The sequence below is a fragment of the Gordonia rhizosphera NBRC 16068 genome, assembly GCF_000298195.1.
Classification (GTDB): Bacteria; Actinomycetota; Actinomycetes; order Mycobacteriales; family Mycobacteriaceae; genus Gordonia; species Gordonia rhizosphera.
Genome location: NZ_BAHC01000167.1, coordinates 1 through 23,003, shown reverse-complemented (window position 1 = coordinate 23,003; position 23,003 = coordinate 1). Strand labels below are relative to the sequence as shown.

The window sequence follows — 23,003 nt, the reverse complement described above, 5'->3', positions numbered from 1 at the left end:
AACTCTTTCCGAATCACGCACCCAAGACGGTGGCGAACTTCGTGGGCCTCGGCGAGGGCACAAAGGAGTACAGCCAGCCGAACGCCTCCGGAGGCGACAGCGGACCGTTCTACGACGGTTCGGTCTTCCACCGCGTCATCGAGGGCTTCATGATCCAGGGCGGTGACCCGACGGGCACCGGTCGTGGCGGCCCCGGCTTCCGCTTCGAGGACGAGTTCCATCCGGAGCTGCGATTCGACCGTCCCTATCTGCTGGCCATGGCCAACGCCGGGCCGGGCACCAACGGGTCCCAGTTCTTCATCACCGTGGAGGCCACCCCGCACCTGAATCGGCGCCATACCATCTTCGGTGAGGTCACCGACGAGGAGTCCAAGAAGGTGGTCGACGCCATCGCGACGACGTCGACCGATCGCGCCGATCGCCCGCTGGAGCCGGTCGTCATCGAGAAGATCGACTTCAGCTGACCGGGCCCGCATATCCCGATCCGCGGTACGCCGCCGGGCCTCCGGCGGTCTGTTACCGACACCCCGACCGCCCCACCGGCCTGTCCTGCAGCCGGTGCGGGCGGCCCGCGTGCCCCGAGTGCCTGCGACCGGCCGCGGTCGGCCAGCACTGTCTGGACTGTCTGCGCGCCGACGGGATGCAGCGGACCACCGTTCCGCAGTTCGGGGACCGGGGCATCCGGCCCATGGTCGCCAAACCACTGGTGGCCTCGCGGCCCTACGCCACCTACGGTCTGATCGCGGTCAACGTCGTCATCTTCGTGATCTGCGCACTGCAGGCCCGAGGCGTCGACATGCTCCGGTCGCAGCTGTTCGTCGACTGGGCGCTCTACAAACCGTGGGTCGCCGATGGTGAGTACTGGCGGCTGCTGACCGCCGGATTCCTGCACTTCTCGGTGACCCACATCGCGGTCAACATGCTCTCCCTCTACATCCTGGGACGCGACCTGGAGATCGCCATCGGGATACCGCGTTATCTCGGGGTCTATCTCACGGCACTGCTCGGCGGCAGCGCCGCGGTGATGGTGTTGGGCGCCGACAACGGCGTGAACGCCGGCGCGTCGGGGGCGATCTACGGCCTGATGGGCGCGGTGCTCGTCGTGGTGATCAAGGCCCGGGCCTCACCCACACCGGTGATCACGATCATCGTGCTCAACCTGGTGTTGTCGGTGACGATTCCGGGGATATCGCTGTTCGCCCACGTCGGCGGCCTGGTGTTCGGGGCCGCGGCGACCGCCGGCATCATCTTCGGGCCCCAATGGGTGCTCGCACCCGAACGTCGCACCGCGGCCGCCGCGTCACGGGTCGGGTGGATCGCAATGATCGGGCTCCTCGTCATCGCGGTGGTCATCGGTGTCGGGGCCGGGTTGGCGTTCCCGAGTTCCCGGATCCCGTTGGGCTGAGCGCCCAGGAATCAGGTCCCGGGGATCGGGCCCAAGGGATCAGGCTGAGCACTCAGGGAGCAGGCGGTCAGCGGCGGCGATCCTCGACGGTGAAACCGGCCCGGCGGAGGTCCTCGGCGACCTCGCCGAGGTCGGCGCCGAGGTCCCACCGGCTGAACACCAGCAGTCTCGTGTCCTCGCGTGGGCCGTCGCCGTCGGCGTGCGTGGGCGCGCCCTCGGTCAGGACGTCGATCTCGAGCTGACCGGTGCGACGGCCGATACGTCGGAAATCCAGCACCCGGATGCGGTCGATGCGATCGGCCGGGTAGGTGTGTGTGCCGCCCAGCGTGCGCATCGTCAGCGTCGGCTGGCCTCCGAACGTTCCCTCGCCGGTCGTCGTGTCGTCGAATGACACCGCCAGACGTGGGCGCATCACGAACGCGTAGGCGGAGAATCCCAACAGCAGCAACCCGGCCAGGCCCATCAACAGCAGGCCGACCGGATCCGATGCTGTCAGCACCGCCCCGATCAGCAGGATCACACCACCCACGGCCATCACCGTCGCAGCTGATCGAGGGGTCGACCATGCCCGTGTGGACAGATGAGCGGAGTTATCCACAGGACTTACTCACAGTGGGGATGACTTACACACATGTGATTTCCACAGTGTGGATGAATTACACACATGTGAGTCGAGGCGTCAGCGCCACCGCATCGTCATCAACAAACCGGCCACCATCAGGGAGAACCCGATCAGGAAGTTCCACGGGCCGAGCTGGTTCATCCAGTGCAGGGCCTTGCCGTCGGCGCCGAGCGCGGACGGGGTCGCGACGAGGTAGAAGACGATCAGCCACGCCAAACCGAGGATCATCAGACCGAGCATGATGGCGACGTAGATCGTGCTCGAGGGTCCCGTCTTCACCTTCACCGGGGTCCGGCTCGCCGGGTTGATGGTGTAGTCGGTCTTCTTCCGGACTTTTGACTTGGGCATGACTTCCTCTGTAGTACTAAACAGCTCTCGAGTACTGAACAGCTCTCGGCGGCTGTCGGTCGCAGAAAACTCCTTTCTACGGTATCGCACCTGCGCGGTAGCCTGACGGGGTGAATCAGTCGTCTGCGCATGTGGGGGCCGGCACGGCGGCCGGCCGCATCCTCGTCATCGACAATTACGACAGCTTCGTCTACAACCTGGTCCAGTACCTGGGGCAGCTCGGCGTGGAGGCCGTGGTCTGGCGAAACGACGATCCGCAGCTCGACGACCCGAGTGCCGCCGTCGACGGGTTCGACGGTGTGCTGCTCAGTCCGGGACCGGGCACACCGCAGCGTGCCGGGGTGACCATTCCGATGGTGGGTGTCGCCCGCGAGACCGGGTTGCCGCTGCTGGGCGTGTGTCTGGGACATCAGGCGATCGGCGCAGCGTTCGGTGCCACCGTCGACCGGGCGCCGGAACTGCTGCACGGCAAGACGTCGCTGGTCTTCCACACCGACACCGGGGTCCTCGCCGGACTGCCCGATCCGTTCACCGCAACCCGCTATCACTCGCTGACCGTGGTTCCGGAGACGATTCCCGACGAACTCGTCGTCACCGGTCGCACCGAATCCGGCATCGTGATGGCGATGAAACACCGGGAACTGCCCATCCACGGCGTGCAGTTCCATCCCGAGAGCGTGCTCACCCAGGGCGGCCACCGGATGCTGGCCAACTGGTTGGCCGTGTGCGGCATCGACGTCGACGAGTCTCGGGTCGCCGCGCTGGAGGCGGAGATGGCCGCCGCGATCGGCTGACCGGGACCGTCTACGGGCCCGGGTCGTCGGGCCGCTCAGCCGGGGAGCAGACTCGCCCGTCCGACGACGATGGACACCGCGCTGTCCTTGCGGACCCGGGTTCCGGCCGCCGGTGTCTGGCTGAGGATCTTCCCGTCGTCGGAGCTGGTGATCGGGACGTTGCGGGTCGACTGGGTGAGCGTCGAGGCCTGCCATCCGGAGCCGGTGAGGGTGCCGCGGGCCTGCTCGGGCGTCTGACCCCGCAGGTTCGGCATCACGAACATGTTGCCGCGTGACACCGTGATCTGCACGGTGTCGCCCTGCTCGACCGTCGCGCCGGCGCCCGGCGAACTGCTCACCACGGTGCCTGCGGGCAACTCGGAGTCACCCGACACCGTCACCACCTTGAGCCCGACCTGTTCGAGGACCGTCCGCGCCGCCGCTTCGGTCTGACCGGTGACATCGGGGATCGTGATCTCGCGCGGGCCGTTGCCGATGTGGACGACGACCGCACCGTTGACCGGCACCTCGGTACCCGTCGGGGGCGTCGTGTTGACGACCTTGTCCTTGAGCGCACCCGTCGAATCGACCCGGTCGGTCCTGACGTTGGAGAACCCGAGCACCCGCAGTTGCTCGGTGGCCTCGTCGGGTGTCTTGCCGCGCAGGTCGGGGATCTGTAGTCGTTGCGGACCGCTGGAGATGTACAGCGTGATCTCCGACCCCTCGGTCGCCAGCACGTTCTCTGCGGGTGTCGAACGGGTCGCCGACCCCTCCGCGACGTCGAGGGACGGTTCGTCGAGCTGTTTGACCCGGAACCCGGCCTGCTCGAGGCTGTCGCGGGCCTGCGCCGCCGGTTGGCCGGCGACCATCGGCACCGGGATCTGACGGGCGACATCCGATCCCCACGGCGCCCACAGCAGCAGACCCGAGACGAGCGCCACGACCAGCACGGCGGCGCCGATCAGCAGGGCACGCAGCCGCCACGATCGGGACGTGTCGTCGGCGCGGGCGTCCGGCTCGTCGGGAGCTCCGTCGCGACGATGCAGACCGATCGCCCGGCGCGGGCCGGTGTCGGGCTGGGACCGCCGCGGCCCGAGGTCCATGAACTCGGTGCGGTCCTCGTCGGTCATCAGCATCGGCGCCGACGGCTTCCCGCCGGCGAGCACCTTGATCAGGTCCGAGCGCATTTCCGCCGCCGACTGGTAGCGGTTGGCCGGGTTCTTGCTCATCGCCTTGAGGACGACCGAATCGAGCTCGCGGGGGATCTCCTCACGGACCGACGACGGCCAGCGCGGGTCCTCGTGCACATGCTGATGAGCGACGGCGATCGGCGAGTCACCGACGAACGGCGGCTCCCCGGTCAACAACTCGAACAGCACACAGCCCATCGAGTAGATGTCGCTGCGTGGGTCCACCTTGATGCCACGCGCCTGCTCCGGCGACAGGTACTGCGCCGTCCCCAGCACCGCCGAGGTCTGCGTCATCGTCGACGTCGAGTCGCTCATCGCGCGCGCGATGCCGAAATCCATCACCTTGACCGCACCCGACCGGTCGATCATCACGTTGGCCGGTTTCATGTCGCGGTGCACGATCCCGTTGCGGTGCGAGAAGTCCATCGCCGCGGCCACATCGGCCATCCACGTCATCGCCTGTCGCGGCGACACCGATCCGTTCGCCCGCAACACGTCCCGCAGCGTGTCCCCGTCGACGTACTCCATCACGATGAACGGCAGCGGCCCGTCGTCGGTCTCGGCCTCACCGGTGTCGAAGACCTGCACGATCGTCGGATGGTTCAGCTTGGCCGCATTCTGCGCCTCGCGGCGGAACCGCAGGTAGAACGTGGGATCGCGGGCCAGGTCGGCGCGCAGCACCTTGACCGCGACGTCCCGGTGCAACCGCAGGTCGCGGGCGAAGTGCACCTCACTCATGCCGCCGAAGCCGAGGGTTTCCCCGAGTTCGTAGCGGTCGGAGAGGTGGTGTGGCGTCGACATCACCGGGCTCTCTCCGTGTCTGGCTCCGTGTCTGGCTGGGGACGACCGCGCACGTCCGTCGTCGGTGCGGCCATCAGCCCAGTCCGGGGATCTGGAACGACGGCAGCACCGGGATCTCGGCGGTCGGCGCGCCGGTGTCGGTGGTGTCCGTGGTCGGCTCTTGGGTGGTGGTCGGCTCTTGGGTCGTCGTCGTGGGTTCGGTGGTGGTCGTCGTCGGGGTGGTCGTGGTGGTCGTCGGCTCCTCGGTGGTCTGCACCGGGTTCTCCTGGACCGTCGTGGTGGTCTCGGTGATGGTCGTGGTCGCCGACGACGTGGGCGTCTGCTGCGACGACGACGAGTTGAGGTTCGCCAGCCAGTAACCGATCAGCGCGAGTGCCGCGATCACCAGGACCGCGGCGACCCCGGCCAGCACCTTCTGCCCGGTGGTCCAGCTGTTGTCGTCGACCGGTGGCAGCGGCCGGCTCGGTGGCCGGCTCGTGGTGCGTGCCGTCGACGGTTGGGTGCTCGCCGCCGACGTCATCGCCCGGGTCGGACGCATCGCCGCGACCGCGGCACCCGCGGCGGCCGCACCCGCGACCCCACCGGGGCGTGGCGGATGATGACCGGCCCGGACCGCGGCGACGGCATCGGCGAACTCGCCGCCGTTGGAGTACCGCTGCTTCGGATCCTTGGACATGGTGATCTCGATGAGCTCGCGCACATTCGCCGGCACCGTCGACGGCAGCGGCGGCGGGGTCTCCCGGATGTGCTTCATCGCCACGGTGATCGCCCCGTCACCGAGGAACGGGCGCCGCCCCGTCAGCGACTCGTAGCCGACCACCCCGAGCGAGTACACGTCGGACGCCGCGGTCGCCTCGTCACCGGTCGCCTGTTCGGGCGAGATGTACTGGGCGGTGCCCATCACCATGCCGGTCTGGGTGACCGGCGCCGCGTCGACCGCCTTGGCGATGCCGAAGTCGGTGATCTTCACCTGACCGGTCGGGGTGATCAGGATGTTGCCCGGCTTCACGTCACGGTGCACCAGCTTCTGACTGTGCGCCGCCTGCAATGCGCGCCCCGTCTGCTCGAGCATGTCGAGCGTGTTCGTCAGGTTCAGCCGGCCCATCCGCGCGATCACCGAATTGAGCGGCTCGCCGTCGACGAGCTCCATGACGAGATAGGCCAGCGGGGCGCCGCCACCCCGGTCGGGGGTCTCGCCGTAGTCGAAGACGTTGGCGATGCCGGGATCGTTGAGCTTCGCCGTCGTCTGCGCCTCGGTCCGGAACCGCGCGGTGAACTCCGGGTCGTTGGAGTACTCGGCCTTGAGTACCTTGACCGCCACACGCCGATTGAGCCGGGTGTCGACGGCCTCCCACACCTGACCCATGCCACCGGTCGCGATGAGACGCATCAACCGATAGCGGTCGGCGATGGTGGTGCCGCTCTGCAACGTCATCAGCCTGCACCTCCTACCAGGGCGTTGATCACCGATCGTCCGATCGGCGCGGCCACGGCACCGCCGGTCGAGGCGGGTCCGAGATCACCGTTCTCCACGACGACGGCCACGGCGATCTGCGCGTTCGACGACGGGCCGAACGCGATGTACCAGGAATACGGGGTCTCGGATTCGACATCCGAGGAGTCGGAGTGCTCGGCCGTGCCGGTCTTCGACGCGATCGACACCGGGCCGCCGGCACCCAGCGTCGACCGTTCCGAATCGATCATCAGCGACGTCAGTGTCGCGGCCTGGTCGGAACTGATCGGCTCGTTGATGGTCGTCGGCTGCGTGGTCTGCAGCGTCCGCAGATCCGCGGCCTGCAGCTTGTCCACCAGATACGGCTGCATCCGGACTCCACCGTTGGCGACCGTCGCCGCCACCATCGCCATCTGCATCGGTGTCACCCGCACGTCACGCTGGCCGATCGACGACTGACCCAGTGCGGCGAGGTCGGGGATCGGGCCGACCGTCGAGGTGGTCACCGGCAGCGGGGTGTCGGGTTGCTTCTCGTCGATCCCGAAGCGCTGCGCGGTCTCGCGGAACACGTTGATCGGATCCTGCATCTTGCTGGTCGTCAGGTCGACGAAGGCGGTGTTGCACGAGTACTGGAACGCCTGCGTCAGCGTCACGGTTCCGCGCACCGATCCCGGGCAGGTCTCCCCGCCGTAGTTCGACAGTGTCGTGACGGTGTCCGGCAGCACGATAGTCGGGGAGGCGGTCAGCCGGATGTCGGTGCTGATGCCGTCGCGCAACGCCGACGCGGTGGTGACCACCTTGAACGTCGACCCCGGCGGGTAGAGCTGGTTGATGGCCCGGTTGAGCATCGGCATGTTGATGTCGTCGGGCTCGTTCCACGCCGCCCAGCTGCGTTCCCGCACGGCCTGGTCGTGGCTGGCCAGATCGTTGGGGTCGTAACTCGGCGACGACGCCATCGCCAGGATCTTGCCGGTGTTCGGCTGGATCGCGACGACCGCGCCACGACAGCCGCCCTGACAGCCGTTGCGCAGACCGTCGAAGGCCACACGCTGCAGTCGCGAGTTGATGGTGGTGACCACGTTGCCGCCGCGCGGGTCCCGGCCGGAGAACATGTCGATGAAGCGCTGCCCGAACAACCGGTCGTCGTTGCCGCTCAGGATCGAGTTCTCGTACAACTCCAGACCGGCACTGCCGTACTGGAACGAGTAGTAGCCGGTCACCGGTGCGAAGGCCTCGGCACCGTTCGGCGGATAGGTCCGCAGGAACTTGAGGCGACCGTCGGTCGGGACCGACACCGCGACCACCGACCCGCCGACCGACGTGATCGCACCCCGCTGACGGGCATACTCGTCGAGCAGCACCCGGTTGTTGCGCGGGTCCGACTTCAGCGCGTTGGCCTTGAACACCTGCACGTACGTGGCGTTGGCCAACAACACGACGGTCATCACGATCACCACGATGGAGATCCGCTGAATGGGCTTGTTCATCGTTTCACCGCCTGCGTCGGCAGCGAGTCGATCTTCTTGGGCGTCGGACGACGACGCGTCGGGTCCGGTTCCCGTGCGGCGTTGGAGATCCGGATCAGCAGCGCGAGCAGGATGTAGTTGGCCAGCAGCGACGATCCGCCGTAGGACATGAACGGGGTGGTCAGACCCGTCAGCGGGATCAGCTTCGTGACACCGCCGACCACCACGAACACCTGCACGGCGATCGTGAACGACAGACCGGTCGCCAACAGCTTGCCGAACGAGTCGCGCACCGCGATCCCGGTCCGCAGCCCCCGCGTCACGAAGATCAGGTACAACACCAGGATCGCGGCGAGGCCGACCAGGCCGAGTTCCTCACCGATGGTCGCGATGATGAAGTCGGTGTTGGCGAACGGCACGATGTTGGGCCGCCCCGATCCCAGACCCGTGCCGAACAGACCGCCGGTGGCCAGACCGAACAGACTCTGACCCACCTGATAGCCACTGCCGGCGAAGTCGGCGAACGGGTCCTGCCACACCGAGACGCGAACCTGCAGATGCGGGAACAACTGGTAGGCGAGCAGCGCACCCGCGACGAACAGGGTGACACCGATGATGACCCAGCCGACCCGTTCGGTCGCCACATAAAGCATCACCAGGATGGTGGAGAAGATCAGCAGCGGACCGCCGAGGTCGTTCTCCAGCGCGAAGATGCCGATGGTGACGACCCACGCCACCAGCAGCGGACCGAGATCGCGGGCCCGCGGCAGGTCCATGCCCAGGACGTGCCTGCCGGCGGTGGTGAACAGATCACGCTTGCTGACCAGCAGGGCGGCCGTGAAGATGATGATCAGGATCTTGGAGAACTCGCCGGGCTGGATGTTGAAGAACGGCGTGCGGATCCAGTTCTTCGATCCGTTGATCTCCGACAGCGACGACGGCAGGATCGCCGGCAGCGCGAGAAAGATCAGACCGCCCAGACCCAGCGTGTAGGCGTAACGCGACAGCGTGCGGTGATCGCGGACCAGGATGAGGATCGCCGAGAACGCGATGATGCCGAGCACCGCCCACAGCAGTTGCTGGTCGGCGTTGTTGGTGCGTTCGGTGACGTCGATCGTTTCACCGGTCGCGCCGGAACCGAGGTCCAGACGGTGGATCAGGACCAGGCCGAGGCCGTTGAGCACCGCCACCACCGGCAGCAGCAGCGGATCGGCATGCGGTGCGTAGCGGCGGATCACGAAGTGGGCGACGCCGAACAAGGCAGCGTAGGCGGCGACGTACTTCGCCAAATCCCATGACAGCGTCTGGCCCTGCGCGGCCTGCACGATGATCAGCGCCACCGTCACCAGACCGATGGCGAATCCGAGCAGCACCAGTTCGATGGTGCGGCCGGTCTGTTCGGGTGGTTGGCGCGGCGGGGCGTGGCCGGTCGCGGCGGTCTGTGTCATCTATCGGCCCCGGCAGATCTTGTTGCCGTCGGCGTCATAGAGCGCCGACACCGACGGCGCCGACGCGGTCGCGCTCGTCGTCGCGGACTCCGACGGTGCGACGGATGCGGACTGTGCACCCGGCGTGGCTTGTGTGACCGTCCGGGGGATACCCGTCGGGGTCAGCGGCGCTCCGGGAGGTGCGGCGGGTGCGGGGCTGGCGGGCGGCGTCACCGGTGCCGGGCACAGCGGCAGGAAGTTCAGCTGCTGCACCCGGTATTGCGCATCCGACAGCGACATGTTCCGGATCGTCTTGCCGTTGATCGCGTTGCGGTCGAGCTCGGCGAGATCGGAGGTGTCCAGCGGGGTGCAGGTGTTGTCGCCGCCGTAGTCGACGAACTCGACCTGCGGAGTCTCCTGGTCGATCCCGGTGACGCAGACCGTCTGTGCGCCCGAACTGAGGTCGAGGAACAGCACCTCGTCGGGGGAGCCCTGGAAGATCACCACGTTGCCGTCCTGGGATCCGACGTAGTAGGTGTTCTGCACCATCGCCCGCACGATGAAGAACCCGGCGATGATCAGCGCCACGACGCCGACGGCGGCCCCGATCATCAGCCATCGGCGCAGCGGGCTGCGCTGCCGCGGTGGTTCGTCGTCGGTGACGATGGTGGGCCGCTGCGGTTCGGCGGCCGGTGCGCGCAATGCCGCGGCTCGCCCGGCCGCGGTCGACGGGTTGGGGGTGTAGCCCTCGTCGTCGTGTCCGGCGGCGCCGCCGACGATGGGCCGCGATTCGCCGATCTCGTTGTCCACCACGTCGGCGACGACGACCGTCACGTTGTCGGGGCCGCCGCCGCGTAGCGCCAGTTCGATGAGACGGTCCGCGCACTCCTTGTGATCGGTGATCGACCCGAGGGTGTCGGCCAGGGTCTCCTCGCTGACCACGTCGGACAGTCCGTCGCTGCAGAGCAGGTAGCGGTCACCGGCTCGGGCCTCGCGGATGGTGAGGGTGGGTTCGACCTCGTGACCGGTCAGCGCGCGCATGATCAGCGACCGTTGCGGATGGGTATGTGCCTGCTCGGCGGTGATGCGGCCCTCGTCGACGAGGGTCTGCACGAACGTGTCGTCGCGGGTGATCTGGGAGATCTGCCCGTCGCGGTACAGGTAGCCGCGGGAGTCGCCGATGTGGCACAGGCCGATACGGGGGCCGGCGAACAGGATCGCGGTGAGCGTGGTGCCCATGCCGTCGAGTTCGGGGGAGTGCTCGACCTGGGCGGCGATCGCGGCGTTGCCCTGATGGACGGCCCGGTCGAGTTTGGCGAGCAGGTCACCGCCGGGTTCGTCGTCGTCGAGGGACCGCATCGCGCCGATGACGAGCTGGCTGGCCACCTCGCCGGCCGCGTGTCCGCCCATGCCGTCGGCGAGCGCGAGCAGGCGGGCTCCGGCGTAGACGGAGTCCTCGTTGTTGGCGCGTACCAGGCCTCGGTCGCTTCGCGCGATGTAGCGCAGCACGAGAGTCACGGGCGTAGCTCGATCACGGTCTTGCCGATCCGGATCGGCGTGCTCAGCGGCACCTTCACCGCCGTCGTCACCTTGGACCGGTCCAGATAGGTGCCGTTGGTGGAACCGAGGTCCTCGACGTACCAGTCGTCGCCGCGGCGTGAGAGCCGGGCGTGCCGTTCGGAGGCGTAGTCGTCGGTGAGCACCAGCGTCGAGTCGTCGGCGCGGCCGAGCAGCACGGGTTGCGTGCCGAGGGTGATCCGGGTGTTGGCCAGAGCGCCCTGGGTGACCACGAGATAGCGTGCCGCGCCGCGTGCCGTGCGGGCGGTTCGCTGCCGCTTGTCGTTGCGCGCGTATCGCGGCAGCCGGCTCCCGCCCGCGGTGGCGATGTCAGCCCGGATGGTGCGGATGACGGCGTAGACGAACAGCCAGAGCAGCAACAGGAACCCGAGCCGGGTCAGCTGCAGCACCAAGCCCTGCATTGAGTGTTCACCTCCAGCGCCATCAACCCCTTTCGGCCCCGTCGATCCACCCGGGCGCCGGTCATCGAATAAGGACCCGACTGCATCTTATGGGCAGAGTCCGGGTTCACCGCTATCCAGATGTGACAGTTCGGTATCGACGCGGCATGAAAACCCCGCGAGACCTGGACCGATGGGGTGCAGATTCTCGCGGAACGAATACCCGCGACCAGCCGACGGTTAGTGGAACCGGACCGTGATGTCGGAGTGGCCGATGCGGATGCGGTCGCCGTCGGCGAGTTCCCAGCTGCTCACCTGCAGCTCGTTGACGGTCGTCCCGTTGGTCGAGTTCAGGTCGGTCAGCATCGCGGTCTGGCCATCCCAGCGGATCTCGATGTGGCGGCGCGACACCCCGGTGTCCGGGAGGCGGAACTGGGCGTCCTGCCCACGGCCGATGATGTTCGATCCCTCGCGCAGCTGGAAGGTGCGGTTGCTGCCGTCCTCGAGCATCAGAGTGATCGACGCGGGGGCGTAGACACCGGTGCGTCCGTAGCTCTGCTCGAAGGCGCTCTGCTGATAGCTGTAGGTGGGTTGCTGGGCGTAGCCCTGCTGATAGTCGTAGCCGGGCTGCTGGCCGTAACCCTGGTCGTATCCGCCCTGGCCGTAGCCCTGCTGGTCATATGCCGGCTGACCGTAGCCCTGCTGGCCGTAGCCCTGGTCGTACCCCTGCTGGGCATAGCCCTGCTCATAGGACGGCTGGCCGTAGCCCTGCTGGGCGTACGCCTGGGCGCCGTAGCCCTGGTCGTGGCCGTTCTGGGGGTAGTCGTAGCCACCATGCTGGCCACCCTGGTCGTACGCCGGGTCGGCAGCCCTGCGCTGGTCGTATCCGGGGTTGTTGGTCATCTGTGGGGCTCCTGCTTCTTGATCGGCACCTTGTGGGTGCTGGTCGGCCTGTGCTTTGGGCGGGCCGGTATTGATGGGCCGCGGTGTCACATCCGGATTCACTGTTCCGTGTGCACGGAAGATACCGGTGTGTAGCGACGGCGACTGGTCGAACTCGACGACGACGCGACCGTAGGTCTGCCAGCCGTTGTCGGCGAGAAAGGTCTCCAGGTGCTTGGAGTACGTCTTGCGATTGAGTTCGTACTCCGCGGCGACATGCGCGTAGTCGGACGGGCTGAACTGCAGTGTGTAGCTGTTCGGCGCGAGGAGCAAACCGTCCCCGATGTCCTCGAGACCCTCCCGGGCTTCGCGCTGCAGCCCGTTCTCGATCTCCTGTGGGGCAACGGCGCCACCGAACACCCGGGCAAAACCATCGTCGACGGCACCCGAGATCTTGCGCTCGAAGCGTTGCAGAATCCCCACCGTCGACCTCCCTTCGCGGCTTACAATTTCATGGCCCACGGCGTGTCGCCCACCATCTGGCCTGGCTAGATGATACCGATTGTGCCCAATGCGCCGGGGTTCCCGTCAATTCAGCCGCGTGCGCAACATCGGCACCACCGACGTTGTCAAGTTCACACTACTCCGTGAAAGCGCCTTGACCTGCAGTTAATCAATCATTTCCGATGCTGAACCGCTGTTGTTGATCAGCGAACATGTGTTGCCAGATTGCTACCGATTTGGTGGCGGATGGTCGCGGCGGGGCGATTCGGCGGGATGATTCGGTCCTATCCGCAGGGGGCGTCGAGGCGGACGGAGGGGCCGAGTTTTACTTCCGGCGGTCGGTCTTGCTATCGTCTTGCAGTCCACGCGGACAGCCACGGGCGAGTGGCGGAATGGCAGACGCGCTGGCTTCAGGTGCCAGTGTCCTTCGGGACGTGGGGGTTCAAGTCCCCCTTCGCCCACCACGAGCGGTTCAGCTCAGTTCGATGACAAAGGTCAGGTTGCAGATTTGCGGCCTGATCTTCTGTGTTGGGAGGTCCGCCCAGAATTGGGTGATGGCGATTGCAGTCGGGGATTTCACTTTGGATCGATAGAGCGCCGACGACGTCATTGACTAAATGAATCCGGTCGTCGACGGGTGCTGGTTGATGTGCGGTATCTGTTGTCTCCGTTTGCTTTTCACCCCGCAGGATGGGGAGGCTATCCCCAGAAGACGGGGTCGCCGCTGTTGGCGATGTGGTCGAGCAGCCTCTCGACGTCCGGGGTGGGGTCGAGCTGGTCGTAGCGGTGGAATTTGTGGTTGCGGTCCCGCCAGTAGAGCGTCCACTCGCGCCGGGATGCCGTGTAGTGCAGCCGAGCGATCGGCGCCCGCGTCCAGTCGCGGTTGGAACCGTCCCAAGGCGCGCGGGTCTCGACGATGGTGATGTGCCGATCCGCGAGGTCGTAGTCCACCCCCACCTGGTGGCGGGCGTGCTCGGGGACACGGGCAATGCACCACCGGCGGACACGGGCGATGTCGGTGTCAGGGATGGCCACGAGCACTATCCAAGCACTGTCCGCGTGGCGGTGTCAGCGGGCACTTTCGTGACCGCCCGTGGGCAGTTTTCATGTCCGCCCGTGGGCACTTCCCGGTGTCCCTTGACACATGTCGACGGACATGAATAACTGCCCATGGGCGGACACGATTTTGCCCACACCTGTCTTATCCGGCAGCGCGTCTGCGCTGTGCGCGCCTCTCCCGTGGTTTCGATGGCGATGCCATTCGTATCCCTGACGGACAGGGGAGTAGTCGGGTCCACTGACACATACCATTACATCGTCTACATCTCGGCGGGATGGGATCTTGATCCGTTGGCCAGTCAAGTCCGCTCGTTCGCCCTCTACGTCGTCCACGACGAGACCTCCACAGAGACCACTGGCGCGAGCGATATTCAGGTCAAAGACCCCGATTTTCGCCTGCACCTGCGGAACCGGAAGCCGAGTCGCCAGACCGAACTCGATCAGTGGTGGATGTCCGTTCTCGTTGATGCTGGCCATCGTGACCTGCGGAAAGGCCAAGAATTCTGAGAAGAATTCGGTTGACCGATTCTCAATAGAGTTGGCCTTTTCGTAGGGAGCTGATCCACCTCGACTCGGACGCCGTCGGCTACGGAGAGATCCGGTAATCGAACGCCACATGTCGGCGAACTGTGCTCGACCACCACGAGTCTTCGTAGTTCCGCTTGCCCGGCCACGAGTAGAACTGCCGGATTGGGCGGGCGCGCTCGGTCGGCAGCGAAGCAAGCTCCGCGGACACCGGGTCGTCCCGAACAGGACCGTCGAACCGCTGCAACACCTGGGTCCGATCCGTTCCGTTCGCCGGTGACGACCTAGAATGGCTATACTCCCGGTTCGTTCATTAGCAACGCGGCGCAAACTAAAGACCAGGGCGCTAACAGCTACATCACCGATAACCCGGAAATTGTTGGGTACGACGGGCAACACCTTGCAAACAATAAGCAGAATTAATTAGGACTAAATGGCGTGTGCATCACAGTCCGAGGTGGATGGATGGCAGGTCGATCCAGCCGAAGACGAGGCCGACGCCGAACCACACGCCGTGTGCGATGGTCAACGGGTCCATGAAGTCACCTCCCCTCGAGGTGTTGGTGAAGACCGTCAGCGACTCGGCTGCAGCCGGACGCCATAAACGTCCATAAACGTCTATAGCTGTCAGCGCGGCGGGTGTCGGGTCAGCATGGTTCCCATTGCCCGTTGCGGATGTGTCCGTGCCATCCGCATTCGGGGTCGAGGACCGATCCGATCAGGGTGATGTGGGCCGGGTCGTCGGCGTGCTGGTATCCCCATGCGTCCCCGGTCCGTGCGTTTCGGTCCGACGCCCGGATCGTCGTGCGGGAATCCGCGCTGTGCGCTGATCGGGCAGGGGTGCCAGAGCATCAGGCCGATCAGGTGAGCACACTCGGGATCGCTGTAATACGGGGTGTAGCTGACACTGTGTCCGGCGTCGTAGCGGCCGGGCCCGGCGATCGATTCGCCGGCGCGAAAGAACCATGTTCACTCATCGAACCCCCCAGCAGAGCTGTCTGTCCACAGAACCTATTCATATGTTGTGCATGGTTTCGCGCGGGCCGCAGCTCCGAATCCCCGGGGATTCGCTGTTCTGTTCGGCTTGCACAGCCCGGTAAACGCTGTTTTACTTTCAGCGGCTGTGAGCGGCGCCAGGTGGTGGAATCGTGGAGGCTGTTCATGCCTTTCCCCTAATCGATTGGCAACCCATAAACGATCGACATAGCGAAAGGTGAACGAGAATGTTCAGGCGTACAACGAAACTCCGCCGCATGGCCGTGGCCAGCGGTGCCGCGGCCGCATCCGCAGGACTGGTACTCGCCGCTGCATCACCGGCATCGGCCGCGGTGACCGCGGTTTGGGTCGTCCCTTTCCCTGTGTACGGCACAGACTGCGAAGTCACGGTGAACACAATCGTCGACACAACCGATCAGCTGGCCGTCACCATGAGGTATCCGAGCGGCAAAAGTATCACCACGGTATCTCCCAGGGTTTTAGTTGGAACGGTCCCCATCACCTTTTATGGCTACAAGACAGTGGAAACCGGCCAGTACACCGTCACCGCGACCCAGTCCGGGTCGCAAAAGTCGACATCCTTCCTCGTCGTACCCGGCGCCCCGTGCCCGGGTTCGGGTTTCGGCTCCTAACCACTTCGACCTGCAAAACCCCACCTCGGTGGGCAGTGTGGAGTTGCTGCGACGGGAAGCGGGGCCGGTTTCCTCGCTAGATCGGATCGAGCGGGTCATGCTGCCTCGGTGTGGGCTGCCAGGGTGCTGATCTTGACGAGATTATGGGCGAGGACGCCGTGTCTGACCCATGTCTGGGCTCCCGCGGTGGTGTCGATTCGGGTTCTGTCCCAACCGTATCCGCGTTTGAGTGTGCTGATTCTGCCTTCGACCCCGGTCCGCCGCGGGCGCTGAACGGTCAACGGTCGGGTAAGTCCCCTGGAGTGGTGGCAGCGTCAAGTGAATCGATCCGTGTCCGAACGCGATCGAAGTAGTGCTTTGCCGGCCGCTCATCGGCGGATTCGAAAACAATCGCACTTCAGCTGCTCCGCTTTTGCCGGTAATGTCCGAAATGGGAGTCTCGGGCCGTCCGCGAAATAGGCCGTCGCGGCGAAATGAGGTCCGCATACATGACAAAGGCCCCGCCAGGGGGTGTGTTGCGGGGCCTTTGTCATGAACGGTTCCACACCGTCCAGGACAGGAAAGCGGGTCCTATCGTATAGCGCGAGTAGGCCCCGGTCCTGACATTTGCCAAATAGAGTCGAGGATGCTCCTCGGTAGAACTTTCCGAGGCAGGGCAACGCGCATAGCACGCCCGTAGGGTGTTCCGAATCAGGTAGTGAAGGCGACGGCGATCGGGATCATCGCAGGTCAGAGCATTTCTTTCTCCGCTACGGCACTAACACAGCATGAAAGCCCGGGGCTAGCGAAAGGTGAATGATGAGAATGTTTGGTGGTTCAACGCAACTCCGTCGCGTGGGCGTGGCCGGCGGTGTCGCGGCCGCATTGGGAGCACTGGTGATCGCGGCGGCGTCACCGGCCTCGGCCGCGGTGACCGCAGTGCAGGTTTCTCCCGGTGTCGGCGGAGTCTATGGCACAGGCTGCGACATCACGGTGACCGCATACGTCGACACAAGAGATCCGGTGACCTTCGCCTTGCAGTATCCGAACGGCGGCGGTGTCGGCAAAGTAAATGTCCCCCCGTCAGCGGGAAAGGCGACCACCACCTTCCGCACAATGCCCGGGGAAGTCGGCCTGAACACCATTACCGCGACCCAGTCCACGTCGGAAAAGTCGACATCGATCGTCGTAGTACCCGGCGTCCCGTGCACCTTGAATTCGGGTTCGAGCTTCGGCTCCTAACGACATGGATTCGTTGTTCTGTTCGGCTTGCACAGCCTGGTAAAGGCTGTTCTACTTTCGGAGGCTTTGAGCGGCGCCCGGGGGCTGATCGTGACGCTGTTCGTGCCTTCCCGTATCGATTGCGAACCAACCAAGGACCGACCTAGTAGCGTGTCCCGCGCCGTAAATTCATTACATAACTGTGACGGTGGCCCGTCACAGCGTTCGGAGCCCGCTCTGGCGCGACGCGTCACCCACCTCGACGGAGGAGGCGGCACGTCACGTGCCGCCGATCCGGCCTTACGCATGCCCTCGCCAGTAGGCGAGGTTGGTGCGGGTGACCACGGTGGCGGGGTGATCGGACCCGGGTCTCGGTGCATGATCGAACCCACCACGTCGGCGCCGGTCACCCGAGGAACGCCGCCGAGCACGGGCGGCCCGGCGGGGGGGAGCACGACGGTCCCGGTTGACAGAGTTCGTCATTATCGGTGCGAGAGGTCCACTGTCGACCACAGAACAGACGCGTCGTGCTTTCACTTCATCAGCGGTGAGCGGGGACGGCGATCGAGTCGGATCAAGCTGAGCCGGGCGGCGCCGACCTCTCGCTGCGGGTGTTCGCTCGTGTGCTGTCGGTGGGGGTGTTCCCGCAGTTCGTGACCGGTTTTTGGCGGGTGATAGCGTTCCGGGAGTGCAGGCGGTTGTCGACGAGAGCAAGGTGCGCGGCCTTGTTGTCGCCTGTACCGTGACCGACCCGGCCGCGGTCGTGGAGAATCGCAAGGCGCTGCACGATCTGCGGGCGCGTGGGCAACGTCGGATTCAATTCACCAAGGAATCCGATCCGCGGCGCCTGTTGACCGTCTCGCTGTGTGACGACCACGGCGGGGGTCATCGTCATTGAGTTTGTCGAAGGCCTGTGTCGGGGACGGCGGTAGTCTGCATCATCAGCGTGCCCAAAAACGGACCCCTTGGTGGTCTGCTCGTCGAGACTCCATTTCGGCTTTGGCGCGATGCCGAATCCCGAGATCGTCACAGTCGGTGACGGCGGCCGCGTCGATTCTGGTGTCGCCCAACACGAATTGACCCCTATGCCAGCCCACGGGTGATAGGTAAGACTGGTGCATCATGGACTGGGTCTGCGGTGATCGTCGCGCGCACCGGCGAACTGGCCGAGGAACTACTCGCCGCCGGCGAACTGCGCTGCCCGCTGTGCCGCGACGGCCAACTGAGTTCCTGGGGCTACGGCCGGCGGCGCACCGTGCGCGATCACGACGACGCCACGATCACCGTTCGACCCCGCCGCACCCGATGCCGGTCCTGCTCTGCGACACATATCGTGATGCCCGCTGCCCTGCAGCCACGCCACGCCGACACCACCGCAGTAATTGGAACAGCGTTGCTGCACAAGGCACATGGACTCGGACACCGAGCTATCTCGGCGATTATGGGGCGGCCGTTGTCCACCGTGCGCCGCTGGTTTCGTCGACTACCGCCAGCACACGTGGACCGTCTCGCACGCGCCGGGACCGAGCAGCTGCTCGCCTTGGACCCCGACACGTTCACCACGCTGCGCTACCAAGGGAACATGTTGCACCACGCGCTGTCGCTGCTGGCGGCGGCGGCCTACTGGGACCGCCGCCGCTACGGCCTTGATGAGCCGCGGTGGACCCTGATCGGGATGTACACCCGCGGCCGACTTCTGGCGCCACCTGGCTGACCTCCGATTCCCCCTGCGCGCCCGGCCGGGGGCGTCATCGCCATGCCTGCGGATAGCCGTCACTATGACGACCACCGCGTCTCGGTAACGATCACCCCGTCACCATGCAGACCAACTCCCGAAATCACGTCTGCATCCACAGTGACGCCGTCGTCTTCATCCTCGGCGACGGTCAACAGGCGCCGCAAGATCTGCTCGGTGATCTGTGAGTTGGATCTGTCGGTCACCATCTACGACGCCTCGCCGATCACCGATCCGCGGCGCGGCCGCCGCGCGGCGCTCGAGGCCGTGGTCGGTGATCTCGCCGCGGTGTCGGCGACTCGGCTGGTCATCGAGCAAGACGACAGCCTGCTGGCCGCCGACCGGGCCGTGCTCTACACCGCCGTCCGCCGGCACGGGGTGCCGCAGCTGGTCTACGAACACCAGCGGCCGGCCGCCGAACCGATGCTGTGGGTGTCGGATGCGGTGGTGTGGTGTTACGCCAAGGGCGGGGAGTGGCGCCGCCGGGTCCAGCCGGTCATCAACTCGGTCACCATCGTCGACGTCGACGGATAAAGCGACCGCAGACAGCGCGAAACCCGGCTCACCAACCGTCCGGATGGCTGCCGGGTCACTTCCCAACGGCTACTGCCTGGGCACCATCAGTATAGCCGCAGCCTGCTACCGGCAGCTACCGCGCCGGCGACCGCGCGCCTGTCGCCAGCAATTCCACGCTTCGGCCGGCACGCTCTCCGACCACGGTTGATCCACGCCAGATCCTGACCGCAGGCTCAGCACGAGGCCGGGGTGCAGATTGACAGAACGCGGCATTATCGGCGTAGCGCCAAGCCACCGGCCGGGGGTGCGAAGAGCGCGGGCGGCCCACTCGGCCACGGGTGCGCATGGGCGCACCGTGTCTCCCTTGAGCTGGACGACGGGTCGGAGGGTGCGGGTGGTCATGCGACAACCTTGCGTTCGTCTTCGGTCTGCCGAACGGTGAGGTGCGGCCGTTGATGAGAGGCCGGGCCTGGGGGAGGGGGCATCGTCGGCAGCGTCGTCGTGCCGCTGAGATGTGTTCTTCGGCTTGTTCAGGTTTCGGTGCCCTCCGGTCGAACAATTCTGCGGAGCCTGTGCACGCCCGCTTAGTAGGGCGCGGGGGAGTTGGTGAGGCATGGCGGCCAGGCAGGACGTGGGTTCGCCGGCTCCTCGTTGGCCCTGCTCGATTGATCCTGATGACGGGGCCGGGGTCTGCGGCATACTGCGCCGCATGGCAGGGCTCAGAGAACAGATCCTGGGAGATCGTCGACGGCTTGCTGATCATCAGCGTCACCGTCGGCGGCGACACCGGCGCTTCGACCACCGAGGTCCAAGGAGGTGTACGCCGGGTCCTGGCATTTGCAGCTCTGATCCCACGATCTCGGGGCTTCCACCCGACGAGGGCTAGGTTCGCGCCCGTGGCGATCCCGAGCCGGGTCTGTTCACGATCTCGTTACATGATTTTGCGTGTCGGTAACAGGACTTGGGTCTACTAGGTGCTGCAAGTTATGGATTGCACGTATCGAGGACTCCGGTCCTCGGCGCGTTACGGGGCCTCCTCGTCGGACCCGACTCTCTCGGGTCGTCGGACGGGTGGTGTCCACCGCTTTCGAAAAGCGCGTGCGATCTCGTGGAAGGCGACGTGAACAACGTCGTTCCTCGAGAATCGCCTTCCGCGTCGTTGTCCCCGGTTCACGCCGGGCCGATCGAAGCACAGGACCCATCCATGACCAGCCCCACACTGACGCGCATCACACAGCGATTGCGCTCCTCGCCCGAAATCGATTCACGCGCAACATCAGACGAGATCGTTGCGGTCACCGACACGTCGGCCACGCCGCAGGGTGTCGAGCCGAAGTATCCGGTTGACAGCGTGCCGTCGCCGGTGCGCCTGGTGATCTTTGGACTTCAGCACTTACTGGTGATGTACGCGAGCACCGTGACCGTGCCCGTCGTCGTCGCCTCCGCACTCAACCTGTCGACCGCTGATCTGGTCTACCTGGTCACGGCTGACCTGCTGCTGTGTGGTTTCGGCACCATCCTGCAGTCGCTGGGCATCTGGAAGGTCGGCGTCGGGCTCCCCATGGTGATCGGCGCGTCCTACACCGGCATCGCCCCCATGCTCATCATCGGGCAGGGCAGCGGCCTGCAAACGATGTACGGAGCAGTTCTCGTCGTCGGACTCGCGACCATTGCGGTGGCACCCCTGGTGTCGAAGGTGATGAAGTACTTTCCGCCGGTGGTCATCGGCACGACGATCCTGCTCATCGGTATCCAGTTGATCCCGGCCGGCGGCAAGATGATCGTCGGAGCCAATCCGACGGCAGCCGATTTCGCTTCCCCGTCAGCGATCGGGCTGGCCGCGGCGACCGCATTGGCCATCCTGCTGTGCTACCGCTTCCTGCCCCAGGGGCTCCGCCCGGTCGCGGTTCTCGCCGGCATGGTGTGCGGCATCGTGGTCGCGGCGGTGTCCGGGAAGCTCGACTTCTCCTCGGTCGGCGGCGGACGTGCCTTCTCGGTCCCCGATCTGCTGCACTTCGGCGCGCCGCGATTCGATCTGCTCGCGATCTGTTCGCTGGCGATCATCCAGATCGTTCTCATCGTGGAACTCGCCGGACAAGTCAACGCTGTCGGCGACGTCGTCGGCAAGACGGTACCGCCGCACAAGCTGGCCGCCGCGGTCCGCGCCGACGGTGTGGTCAACGCTCTCGGCGGCGGCCTGTTCCAGTCGTTCATGTACGTTACGTTCGCCCAGAATGTCGGCATCCTGACCCTCACCAAGGTGTTCAGCCGGTATGTCACCGTGGTGACCGGTGCGATGCTGATGGGCCTGGCGTTCTTCCCGGTCGTGGGGCAGGTGGTCGCGGCGATCCCGCGCCCCGTCCTGGGAGCGGCAGCGGTCGTCATGTTCGGCACCATTGCCGTGGTGGGTATCCGCATCCTCGGCCACGTCGACTTCACCGACAACGCGAACGTGATCGTGACCGCTGCCGCGCTCGGTATCGCGTTGCTACCCACCACGATCAGCGGGTTCTACAGCCAGTTCCCGGCCGCCGCCCAGCAGGTGCTGAGCAGCGGCGTCGCCACCGGCATCTGCGTCGCGATCCTGCTCAACCTCGCGTTCACCTGGCGCAAGAACCGCGAGTCGGCCTGCGCCACGCACTGACCACTCCCACCAGACTCCTCGTCACCCACACCGATACCCCAGTCCGGCGTCGACCGACGCCCGACATCAGCCACAGCAGTCCGGCGTCGATTGACGCCCGACATCAGCCAAAGGACATCTTCCATGAATTACGCACTCACCGAACTTGACCGCGAATCCCGCATGGGCGGGCTCGGCACCGAGAACAGCGACCGCGAGGTGCGCACGATCAGCATCGCCGACTTCACCCACCGATTCGAGGAGATCGCCGACCAGCTCTGGTCGGCGGCCACCGATATCGGCTTCTTCCAGGTGGTCGACCATGGCATCGATATGGCCGAGGTCAATCAGGCCTTCACCATGGCCGAGGCGTTCTTCGCCCTGCCCGCCGAGGTCAAGCAACAGTATCCGCTCAAGAAGGGCACCAATGCCGGCTGGGAGTACAAATCCCAGGTTCGGCCTTCGGTCGGGACGGCCGACGAGAAGGAGTCCTACCAGTACACGCGGCCGCGGATGAGCGAGCTCTGGCCGTCAGAAGAGGAGATCACCGGATTCCGCTCGACCATCGAGGCATTCGAACGTAAATGCTGGTCGATCGCCATGGACCTGCTGAGCTGCTTCGCGGTACGTCTGGGTGTCGACCGCGACTTCTTCACCCGCGCACACGATCCCGAATCCCCGAACTACCAGTCCACCCTGCGTTTGCTGCACTACTACCCGTTTCCCGAGGACATGCTCGGCGTCGACGGGGTGTGGCGGGCCGGCGCCCACACCGACTTCGATGCGTTGACCCTGCTGTTTCAGCGCGCGGGTCAGGGCGGATTGCAGGTTCTTCCCGGAGCAGAGGCCCAAGGACAGGCATGGACGCCCGTCGAACCGGCCGACGAC

Annotated in this window: 21 protein-coding genes, 1 tRNA gene and 1 pseudogene; 11 read left to right on the top strand and 12 right to left on the bottom strand. The window is 65.7% G+C overall.

All coding sequences use genetic code 11. The features are described from left to right. Both GORHZ_RS20480 and GORHZ_RS20475 read left to right on the top strand, forming a co-directional pair. The coding region (locus GORHZ_RS20480) for a peptidylprolyl isomerase (protein ID WP_006336375.1) at positions 1–464 on the top strand (464 nt) is incomplete at its 5' end. After that, complete coding sequence (locus GORHZ_RS20475) at positions 461–1,405, top strand: rhomboid family intramembrane serine protease (RefSeq protein ID WP_083877379.1); 945 nt, start codon at positions 461–463, stop codon at positions 1,403–1,405. The genes GORHZ_RS20480 and GORHZ_RS20475, both read left to right, overlap by 4 nt. Before the next feature lie 67 nt (positions 1,406–1,472). Here the strand turns inward: GORHZ_RS20475 and GORHZ_RS20470 are convergent, their stop codons facing one another. Then, positions 1,473–2,003 (bottom strand): PH domain-containing protein, encoded by a 531-nt coding sequence (locus GORHZ_RS20470; protein ID WP_040532698.1) that lies wholly within the window; start codon positions 2,001–2,003, stop codon positions 1,473–1,475. Positions 2,004–2,084: 81 nt separating this feature from the next. Then, positions 2,085–2,375, bottom strand: coding sequence for a cell division protein CrgA (crgA, locus tag GORHZ_RS20465; RefSeq protein WP_006336371.1), 291 nt, complete (start codon positions 2,373–2,375; stop codon positions 2,085–2,087). Positions 2,376–2,485: 110 nt separating this feature from the next. Between crgA and GORHZ_RS20460 the strand changes: the two genes are divergently transcribed. Then, a complete protein-coding gene (locus GORHZ_RS20460; RefSeq protein WP_006336370.1) occupies positions 2,486–3,169 on the top strand; it encodes an aminodeoxychorismate/anthranilate synthase component II in 684 nt (227 codons plus the stop codon). A gap of 35 nt (positions 3,170–3,204) precedes the next feature. On the opposite strand, the gene pknB is transcribed toward GORHZ_RS20460, so the two are convergent. From pknB to GORHZ_RS20425, 7 genes are all read right to left on the bottom strand, one after another. Then, on the bottom strand, positions 3,205–5,139 hold the full coding sequence (pknB, locus tag GORHZ_RS20455; protein ID WP_040532694.1) for a Stk1 family PASTA domain-containing Ser/Thr kinase: 1,935 nt from the start codon (positions 5,137–5,139) through the stop codon (positions 3,205–3,207). Positions 5,140–5,212: 73 nt separating this feature from the next. Further along, positions 5,213–6,574: a serine/threonine-protein kinase gene (locus GORHZ_RS20450; RefSeq protein ID WP_006336360.1), complete on the bottom strand. Its 1,362-nt coding sequence runs from the start codon at positions 6,572–6,574 to the stop codon at positions 5,213–5,215. Next, positions 6,574–8,079: a peptidoglycan D,D-transpeptidase FtsI family protein gene (locus GORHZ_RS20445; RefSeq protein WP_006336359.1), complete on the bottom strand. Its 1,506-nt coding sequence runs from the start codon at positions 8,077–8,079 to the stop codon at positions 6,574–6,576. The genes GORHZ_RS20450 and GORHZ_RS20445 overlap by 1 nt, the downstream gene beginning before the upstream one ends. Next, entirely contained in the window at positions 8,076–9,506 is a 1,431-nt protein-coding gene (locus GORHZ_RS20440; RefSeq protein WP_006336358.1) for an FtsW/RodA/SpoVE family cell cycle protein, read from the bottom strand. Before GORHZ_RS20440 ends, GORHZ_RS20445 begins: the two co-directional genes overlap by 4 nt. After that, on the bottom strand, positions 9,507–11,003 hold the full coding sequence (locus GORHZ_RS20435; RefSeq protein WP_006336357.1) for a PP2C family protein-serine/threonine phosphatase: 1,497 nt from the start codon (positions 11,001–11,003) through the stop codon (positions 9,507–9,509). After that, positions 11,000–11,464: an FHA domain-containing protein FhaB/FipA gene (locus tag GORHZ_RS20430; RefSeq protein WP_006336356.1), complete on the bottom strand. Its 465-nt coding sequence runs from the start codon at positions 11,462–11,464 to the stop codon at positions 11,000–11,002. The genes GORHZ_RS20435 and GORHZ_RS20430 overlap by 4 nt, the downstream gene beginning before the upstream one ends. A gap of 219 nt (positions 11,465–11,683) precedes the next feature. After that, complete coding sequence (locus GORHZ_RS20425) at positions 11,684–12,808, bottom strand: FHA domain-containing protein (RefSeq protein WP_006336355.1); 1,125 nt, start codon at positions 12,806–12,808, stop codon at positions 11,684–11,686. A gap of 399 nt (positions 12,809–13,207) precedes the next feature. On the opposite strand from GORHZ_RS20425, the gene GORHZ_RS20420 reads away from it, so the two are divergent. Next, positions 13,208–13,293: transfer RNA gene (locus GORHZ_RS20420), tRNA-Leu, on the top strand. Positions 13,294–13,528: 235 nt separating this feature from the next. On the opposite strand, the gene GORHZ_RS20415 is transcribed toward GORHZ_RS20420, so the two are convergent. Beyond that, positions 13,529–13,864, bottom strand: a complete 336-nt coding sequence (locus tag GORHZ_RS20415; protein ID WP_040532711.1) for a DUF3024 domain-containing protein — start codon at positions 13,862–13,864, stop codon at positions 13,529–13,531. 213 nt (positions 13,865–14,077) lie between these two features. Here GORHZ_RS20415 and GORHZ_RS20410 point away from each other — a divergent pair, with 213 nt between their 5' ends. After that, a complete protein-coding gene (locus GORHZ_RS20410; protein ID WP_157205286.1) occupies positions 14,078–14,395 on the top strand; it encodes a hypothetical protein in 318 nt (105 codons plus the stop codon). Positions 14,396–15,060: 665 nt separating this feature from the next. On the opposite strand, the gene GORHZ_RS32395 is transcribed toward GORHZ_RS20410, so the two are convergent. Together GORHZ_RS32395 and GORHZ_RS30225 are read right to left on the bottom strand one after the other, a co-directional pair. Next, positions 15,061–15,213 (bottom strand): ubiquitination-like system serine protease family protein, encoded by a 153-nt coding sequence (locus GORHZ_RS32395; protein WP_494516560.1) that lies wholly within the window; start codon positions 15,211–15,213, stop codon positions 15,061–15,063. A gap of 923 nt (positions 15,214–16,136) precedes the next feature. Continuing rightward, positions 16,137–16,301, bottom strand: a pseudogene (locus tag GORHZ_RS30225) (ISNCY family transposase); the annotation flags it as partial. 616 nt (positions 16,302–16,917) lie between these two features. On the opposite strand from GORHZ_RS30225, the gene GORHZ_RS29620 reads away from it, so the two are divergent. The 6 genes from GORHZ_RS29620 to GORHZ_RS20370 form a co-directional block, all read left to right on the top strand. Beyond that, the gene (locus GORHZ_RS29620) at positions 16,918–17,262 is read left to right on the top strand and encodes a hypothetical protein (protein ID WP_157205285.1); all 345 of its coding nucleotides are present in this window, start codon (positions 16,918–16,920) and stop codon (positions 17,260–17,262) included. 667 nt (positions 17,263–17,929) lie between these two features. Then, positions 17,930–18,139, top strand: coding sequence for a hypothetical protein (locus GORHZ_RS20390; protein WP_006336349.1), 210 nt, complete (start codon positions 17,930–17,932; stop codon positions 18,137–18,139). Between the two features lie 240 nt (positions 18,140–18,379). Further along, complete coding sequence (locus tag GORHZ_RS29615; RefSeq protein WP_006336348.1) at positions 18,380–18,955, top strand: DUF6431 domain-containing protein; 576 nt, start codon at positions 18,380–18,382, stop codon at positions 18,953–18,955. Between the two features lie 198 nt (positions 18,956–19,153). Further along, entirely contained in the window at positions 19,154–19,510 is a 357-nt protein-coding gene (locus GORHZ_RS20380; protein ID WP_006336347.1) for a hypothetical protein, read from the top strand. Between the two features lie 1,186 nt (positions 19,511–20,696). Then, the gene (locus GORHZ_RS20375) at positions 20,697–22,136 is read left to right on the top strand and encodes a nucleobase:cation symporter-2 family protein (protein WP_006336345.1); all 1,440 of its coding nucleotides are present in this window, start codon (positions 20,697–20,699) and stop codon (positions 22,134–22,136) included. Positions 22,137–22,259: 123 nt separating this feature from the next. Further along, positions 22,260–23,003: 2-oxoglutarate and iron-dependent oxygenase domain-containing protein (locus tag GORHZ_RS20370; RefSeq protein WP_006336343.1), on the top strand; the 744-nt coding region annotated here is incomplete at its 3' end.

Excerpts from the sequence above, each read along its gene's own strand:
- GORHZ_RS20445 (WP_006336359.1), bottom strand. The coding sequence starts at position 8,079 with ATGAACAAGCCCATTCAGCGGATCTCCATCGTGGTGATCGTGATGACC.
- GORHZ_RS20450 (WP_006336360.1), bottom strand. The coding sequence starts at position 6,574 with ATGACGTTGCAGAGCGGCACCACCATCGCCGACCGCTATCGGTTGATG.
- crgA (WP_006336371.1), bottom strand. The coding sequence starts at position 2,375 with ATGCCCAAGTCAAAAGTCCGGAAGAAGACCGACTACACCATCAACCCG.
- GORHZ_RS20375 (WP_006336345.1), top strand. The coding sequence starts at position 20,697 with ATGACCAGCCCCACACTGACGCGCATCACACAGCGATTGCGCTCCTCG.
- GORHZ_RS20440 (WP_006336358.1), bottom strand. The coding sequence starts at position 9,506 with ATGACACAGACCGCCGCGACCGGCCACGCCCCGCCGCGCCAACCACCC.
- GORHZ_RS20410 (WP_157205286.1), top strand. The coding sequence starts at position 14,078 with ATGGCGATGCCATTCGTATCCCTGACGGACAGGGGAGTAGTCGGGTCC.
- pknB (WP_040532694.1), bottom strand. The coding sequence starts at position 5,139 with ATGTCGACGCCACACCACCTCTCCGACCGCTACGAACTCGGGGAAACC.
- GORHZ_RS20430 (WP_006336356.1), bottom strand. The coding sequence starts at position 11,464 with ATGCAGGGCTTGGTGCTGCAGCTGACCCGGCTCGGGTTCCTGTTGCTG.